The organism is Bradyrhizobium sp. (assembly GCF_030697065.1).
Classification (GTDB): domain Bacteria; phylum Pseudomonadota; class Alphaproteobacteria; order Rhizobiales; family Xanthobacteraceae; genus Bradyrhizobium.
Map to the genome: position 1 here is coordinate 1 of NZ_JAUYQU010000038.1, position 6,041 is coordinate 6,041.

Here is a 6,041-nt window from a genome sequence, read left to right on the forward strand (position 1 = left end):
CCACCCTGCTTCCTGGCGGGCTTCTGCTTCTTATCGGCCCCTGAGGGCCGTCTGGGCGGTTTGCGCCTGGGCACTCAGGGGTTCGCGCGAGATCACCAGATCCCTTCCGCGCTCCGACAGCAGCGCACCAGCTAAAGGAATTTTGCAATGACCCCCGCTCCGAAGTCCGACAAGGACCGTGTCATCATTTTCGACACCACCCTGCGCGACGGCGAACAGTGTCCCGGCGCCACCATGACCTTCGAGGAGAAGATCGAGATCGCCGAGATGCTCGACGACATGGGCGTCGACGTCATCGAGGCCGGCTTCCCGATCACCTCCGAGGGCGATTTCCAGGCGGTCAGCGAGATCGCGAGGCGTTCGAAGAATTCCGTGATCGCCGGCCTGTCGCGCGCCAATCCGAAAGACATCGATCGCTGCGCCGAAGCCGTGAAATTCGCCCGCCGCGGCCGCGTCCACACCGTGATCGCGACCTCACCCCTGCATATGCGCGTCAAGCTCAACATGACGCCGGAGCAGGTGATGGAGCTGTCGATCGCCAACGTCACCCGCGCCCGCAACCAGATCGACGACGTCGAATGGTCGGCCGAGGACGCCACCCGCAGCGAGATGGACTATCTGTGCCGGATCGTCGAGGCCGTCATCAAGGCCGGCGCCACCACGGTCAATATTCCCGATACCGTCGGCTACACCACGCCGGAAGAGTACGGCCACTTCATGCGGACGCTGATCGAGCGGGTGCCGAACTCCGACAAGGCGGTCTTCTCCGTGCACTGCCATAACGATCTCGGCATGGCGGTGGCGAATTCGCTGGCCGGCATTGCCGGCGGCGCGCGGCAGATCGAATGCACCGTCAACGGCATCGGCGAGCGGGCCGGCAACGCCGCGCTGGAAGAAGTCGTGATGGCGATCAACGTCCGCAACGACGTGTTTCCATGGTGGAACCAGATCGACACCACGATGCTGACGCGGGCCTCGAAACTGGTGTCGGCAGCGACCTCGTTCCCGGTGCAGTACAACAAGGCCATCGTCGGCCGCAACGCGTTCGCCCATGAGAGCGGCATCCACCAGGACGGCGTGCTGAAGGATGCTTCCACCTACGAGATCATGAAGCCGGAAATGATCGGATTGAAAAAGTCCTCGCTGGTTCTCGGCAAGCATTCCGGCCGCCACGCCTTCATCCACAGGCTGGAGGAAATGGGCTACAAGCTCGGCGCCAACCAGCTGGAAGACGCCTTCGTGCGCATGAAGGCGCTGGCCGACCGCAAGAAGGATATCTACGACGAGGACATCGAGGCGCTGGTCGACCAGGAAATCGCCAACGCGCATGACCACATCAAGCTGACTTCGCTGACGGTGATCGCGGGAACCCATGGTCCGCAGCGCGCCACCATGAAGCTCAGCATCGACGGCGTGATCAGGATCGAGGAAGCCGAGGGCAACGGCCCCGTCGACGCGGTGTTCAACTGCATCAAGCTGCTGGTGCCGCACGAGGCCAAGCTGGAACTCTATCAGGTCCACGCCGTCACCGAGGGCACCGACGCGCAGGCCGAGGTGTCGGTGCGGCTCGCCCATGAGGGCCGTTCGATGACGTCGAAGGCGTCCGATCCGGATACGCTGGTGGCCTCCGCCAAGGCCTATCTCGGCGCCCTCAACAAGATCGTCATGAAGCGCCAGCGCGACATGCCGGCGCAAGCGGCGAGCTGATCGGCTCAGGCGCGTGCGAGCCTGACAATCCGAAGGCAGCGCGGCGCCCCCGGCGCCGCGTTTTGCGCTGTGGCTGCCGCGCACGTTCGGCATGCTGTGAGGGAGACGCCTGCAAGCGCCTCGCAACTGCAGATTACATCTTGGTAAGAGTAGTCACTCTGTCCAAACTGTAAGTTGATCGGCGGGCCGGGCGCCCTCATCTTCAGGCAACACCTCCAGGGAGACTCGCATGAAGAAGTTCGCCATCGCCGGGGTAGCGGCGCTCGCCATCGCCGGTTCCACCGCGGTCTATGCCCATCAGTACCGTCCGTGGTCCCACCACCACCACATGCGGATGAACCCCGAGGACAGGGCGGCCCTTGCCGACGCGAAGATCGCCGCGGTCAAGGCCGGCCTGAAACTCAGCGCCGAGCAGGAAAAGCTGTGGCCGCCGGTCGAGGCCGCGGTGCGGGATTTCGCCAAGTTGCGGATCGATCGCGCCAATGCGCGGATGAATGCGCGGCGCGACGACCGGGATGGCCCGAGACCCGATCCGGTGACGCGCCTGCGCGACCGCGCCGACACCATGGCGACCACGGCGGCGGCGATGAAGCGGATCGCCGACGCGGCGGATCCGCTCTACAAGACCCTCGACGACGGCCAGAAGCGCCGCCTCTCCATACTGACCCATATGGAAGGCCGGTCCGGCCGCGGCGGCGGGCGCGATCACGGATATCACCGTGGCATGGACCGCGACGACCGCGGCCGCGACCGCGGTTTCGAGCGGGATCGGGACGGCGATCCGGGCAAGGATCGCGGCGACCGCGGCGGACCCGAGCGGCTGTAGCCGCGGGCCCGGCTTCAATCGATCAGAATGCGCCAGAAGCCGCCGGAATCCGGCGGCTTTTTCGCCCTTCCGCCCCCGCGACATGGCCGGGGAATACCCCGCCAGTCTGCTGGACATCGAGGAATCGCTTTGCTAAACGACGCCCTCTTGTGAAGGCTTTTCCGGGCCAGTTCCGGGCGCATAGCTCAGTTGGTAGAGCAGATGACTCTTAATCATCGGGTCCCAGGTTCGAGCCCTGGTGCGCCCACCAAGCTTTTCAAGCACTTACCGAAATAGGGAACGAGAGAATTGGCCGCGGTTTACACCACGGTTTACAGTTTTGTTCTCTTTTCGAGCTTCAACACCGCCGCTTCAGCAAGCTGCACGTCGCGGCCGAGGTAGTGCGCGTCGAGGATCGCCTCGACGTCCTTGAGGCTATGGCCGGTGAAGGTCGCAATCTGGGGTACCGTGGCCTCGGCGAGCGCCAACCGCACCACGGCCGACCCTCTCAGATCATGAAAGGTCAGACCGCTGACGCCGGCACGGGCGCAGGTCTTGGACCACGAGGTGCGAAAGCCATCAGACGTCCAGGGGCGGCCGTAGGAGTTGGTCAGGATCAACGGGCTGCGTCGTTCCGTGACATCCAGAACCGCTCTCAGCGGCTCGCCAACGGGCATCGTCATGCGCCTGCCGGTCTTGGACTGCCGAAACCGAAGATGGCTGGCGTCATACGCCGACCATGGCAGCCGCAGTAGGTCGCCTTGGCGTTGCCCGGTCCACAGGGCCAGCACCAATGCCAGCTTGATTTCCGGCGACGCGACTGCAAGCAGGGCGGCTATCTCTTGCTCACCCCAGAGCTTGTCTGCCCGGTCCGCCACATAAAGGCGGCCACCCTTCTCGCAGGGATTGGTGGCGATCGTCCCACGATCCTTGGCAAACGACATGATGCGGGCCAGCACCGTCCAGGCGAAGTCGGCCTTTCGCGGCGTCGCAGCAAACCCATCCCGCCAGGTCTTGAACTCGCCGCGCACGCGACGATCGACAAGCGCCGCGAGCGGCAGGTCGCCGAACTCGTTCTCAATCAGCGCGATGTAGAGAGAATAAGAGCGCCGGGTTGATTGAGCTAGTCGCGTAAAATCCGGCGATGCCTTGTACTCGGCGATGATGGTCATCAATGTGCCGGCGCGAGGTTGCCGGATGTTGGTGTGAGCTTCGTTGTAGGCGCGAACGAATTCTGGAGTACCGGGTTTGGCCTGTATGGCCGGACCGCCACGCCAGGCATAAAAATGGAGCCTGGTGTCGCCGTTCGCGAGGCGTCTTTTGACCTTATGAATTCCCTTCAGAACGACACGCACGAGCTTTTCTCCATGAGTCTAGTGCTAACGCTTCATCCTGGCCAATGCCACTGAGCGAGTCTAAGGCAAGATCTATCGCCTTCAAATCCCACCGGTTTGTCCCCGGGATTGACTGCGGTAGCCGTCCGGTAGACACCCAAACGCTAAAGCCTTGAGTCGACAGTGAGCAATACTGCGCCGCTCCTTCGCGAGTCAGGAGACGAGGACAAATCGGGCCTGCGTCGGCATTCTTAACGGCCGAGGCTCCGTGATGGAATTTTGTGGTTTTTCGACAGTGCGCCCGACACATGGCTGAAGATGACTTCATTTGGTTTGCATACGGAGGTTCGCATGACTAATACGCCCTCACTTCACACGCTTGATAACCTCGGCCTTCTCACGGACCGGGTTAAGGTGCATCTGAAGTGCCGCGAGGCGATCAAGGAACTCGATCTTTAGGTCGGTCACGGCTCCGGACTTCCGAAGCACTGCAATCTGCAGGCGGAGCGTCTTGCAGAGATTCTCTAACCTAGCTTGGCGGACGAATCTTGACAGAGCGGCTTCTTGATCGCAATACCCGCGGCTCATATTGCCGATCGCGTGCAAGGCACTACGGGACATTTTCCGAGATCGGTCATCGAAAAATGCAGAAGCGAGCGTTGGGATCGCGTGCAGTCCGCTGACTGATAAGGAAATTACACAAATGGAGTCAGTTGGCTGACTGATAAGCTTTGGCATAAAAGCTTATCAGTTGCCGAGCGACCCCTTATGGCGCGCAAAGCGGCCGGTCCTGCACATGTCCGCTCCCGGCGGCAGAACGGACATGCCTCACCGGAGGGCTCGGGTCTCGGTTTAGCCAAGGCCGACATGCTGTCTTCAATCACCGCGCGAACAACTCGGCCTATTTACCATCGCGACGCGCGTGGTACGATCCGCTTGCGCGTCGCGAGTTGAGGCAACCGCCACGAACTCTTTGGGACGGAAAGGTCCAGACGACATGGCATCCTTGCTCACTTCGAATCCGCTTTACAGGAGGGAACCTTGAGCATGAAAACTATCCGGTCGCCCAAGGTGGCGGAAGCGCCGCCGCAGACTTGGTCCAACATGAAAGTGGCAAACGGATAACACCCGATCATCGGTCACTCCGTCATGCGCTAATCCAGCTTGAAGCCCTGACGGCGAACGAAGGCGCCAAAATCCTGCCGTTCGGGCACCGAGACCTGCCGGGCCTTGTCCTGCGACCAGCCATAGAGCGATGGCTTGCCGAAACGCTCGACCTGGCGCCAGTCGCTCTCGGGAATGCTATGGCGGGCATCGCGGCGGCGGTCGTAGCCATCGATCTCGGCCTCGAAGTTGGTATCGTCGTAGCGGTCGACATGCACCGTGAGCGCCATGGGCAGGCGCATGCTGACAAATCCCTCGCGTGACGGCCAGCCGAGGCAAAGGCCTGCCAGCGGAAATACATGATCGGGGAGCGCCAGCAGTTCGGCAATGCGCGTTGCATGATTGCGGATCACGCTGATAGGACATGCGCCAAGCCCCACCGCGCTTGCCGCGCGGATCAGATTTTGCAGCACCATGGCGGCGTCGCTCGCGGCATTCAGGAAAGCATCGAGGTGATCGTTCGCGAACGGGATGCCGCGCAGTTCGCAGACACGCCGAATGCGGCGCGAATCGCCGCACACCACCAAAAAGCGCGCTGCCTGGGCGACCCACGGCATGGCTGGCAGCAACTCGGCGACCGCCCGGCGGATGCCGGGGTTCTCTACGCGAAGGACAGCCACTTGCTGCAGATCCGATTTTGCCGGCGCCGACAAGCCGGCGGCGAGCACTTGCTGCATCAAGTCCTCGGAAATCGGCATGTCGGTATAGCGGCGGTGGGTTCGGTGACTGAGGATCGCCGCCAGCTCACCCTCCGCGGGGGTGTCGTGTCCCACCGTGCTTGGAAGACCAAACCGTTGCTCGATAAGTTCAGCAATCATTTTCTTCATCTGTGAGCTCACCGCATCGTCGCAAGCTGTACTGCGAGCACACACGCTCGATCGTACTCGTCGAGATTGACCCATTCGTCGATCGTGTGCGGCTCGTTTTGCCCCGCGCCGAAGGTCACGGTCGAAACACCATGGCGGACCATCCAGTTCGCGTCGAGGCCGCCATTCGCGGCGCGGATGGCCGGCGTTCCGCCGATGGCGGAC

Annotated in this window: 4 protein-coding genes, 1 tRNA gene and 1 pseudogene; 3 read left to right on the forward strand and 3 right to left on the reverse strand. The window is 62.4% G+C overall.

The genetic code is table 11. The features are described 5' to 3' along the window. Positions 1-147: 147 nt before the first annotated feature. From Q8R73_RS02835 to Q8R73_RS02845, 3 genes are all read left to right on the forward strand, one after another. Positions 148-1,707, forward strand: coding sequence for a 2-isopropylmalate synthase (locus Q8R73_RS02835; protein ID WP_305718039.1), 1,560 nt, complete (start codon positions 148-150; stop codon positions 1,705-1,707). A 229-nt stretch (positions 1,708-1,936) separates the two neighbouring features. Then, a complete protein-coding gene (locus Q8R73_RS02840; RefSeq protein WP_305718040.1) occupies positions 1,937-2,533 on the forward strand; it encodes a Spy/CpxP family protein refolding chaperone in 597 nt (198 codons plus the stop codon). Between the two features lie 174 nt (positions 2,534-2,707). Next, a tRNA-Lys gene (locus Q8R73_RS02845) sits at positions 2,708-2,783 on the forward strand. A 61-nt stretch (positions 2,784-2,844) separates the two neighbouring features. Here Q8R73_RS02845 and Q8R73_RS02850 read toward each other — a convergent pair. From Q8R73_RS02850 to Q8R73_RS02860, 3 genes and pseudogenes are all read right to left on the reverse strand, one after another. Continuing rightward, positions 2,845-3,867: a tyrosine-type recombinase/integrase gene (locus tag Q8R73_RS02850; protein ID WP_305718041.1), complete on the reverse strand. Its 1,023-nt coding sequence runs from the start codon at positions 3,865-3,867 to the stop codon at positions 2,845-2,847. Between the two features lie 1,133 nt (positions 3,868-5,000). After that, positions 5,001-5,837, reverse strand: coding sequence for a nitroreductase family protein (locus Q8R73_RS02855; RefSeq protein ID WP_305718042.1), 837 nt, complete (start codon positions 5,835-5,837; stop codon positions 5,001-5,003). An 8-nt stretch (positions 5,838-5,845) separates the two neighbouring features. Further along, positions 5,846-6,041: pseudogene (locus Q8R73_RS02860) on the reverse strand (peptidase); the annotation flags it as partial.

Bases quoted from the DNA above. Each gene is read 5' to 3' on its own strand.
- Q8R73_RS02840 (WP_305718040.1), top strand. From the start codon at position 1,937: ATGAAGAAGTTCGCCATCGCCGGGGTAGCGGCGCTCGCCATCGCCGGT.
- Q8R73_RS02835 (WP_305718039.1), top strand. From the start codon at position 148: ATGACCCCCGCTCCGAAGTCCGACAAGGACCGTGTCATCATTTTCGAC.
- Q8R73_RS02855 (WP_305718042.1), bottom strand. From the start codon at position 5,837: ATGAAGAAAATGATTGCTGAACTTATCGAGCAACGGTTTGGTCTTCCA.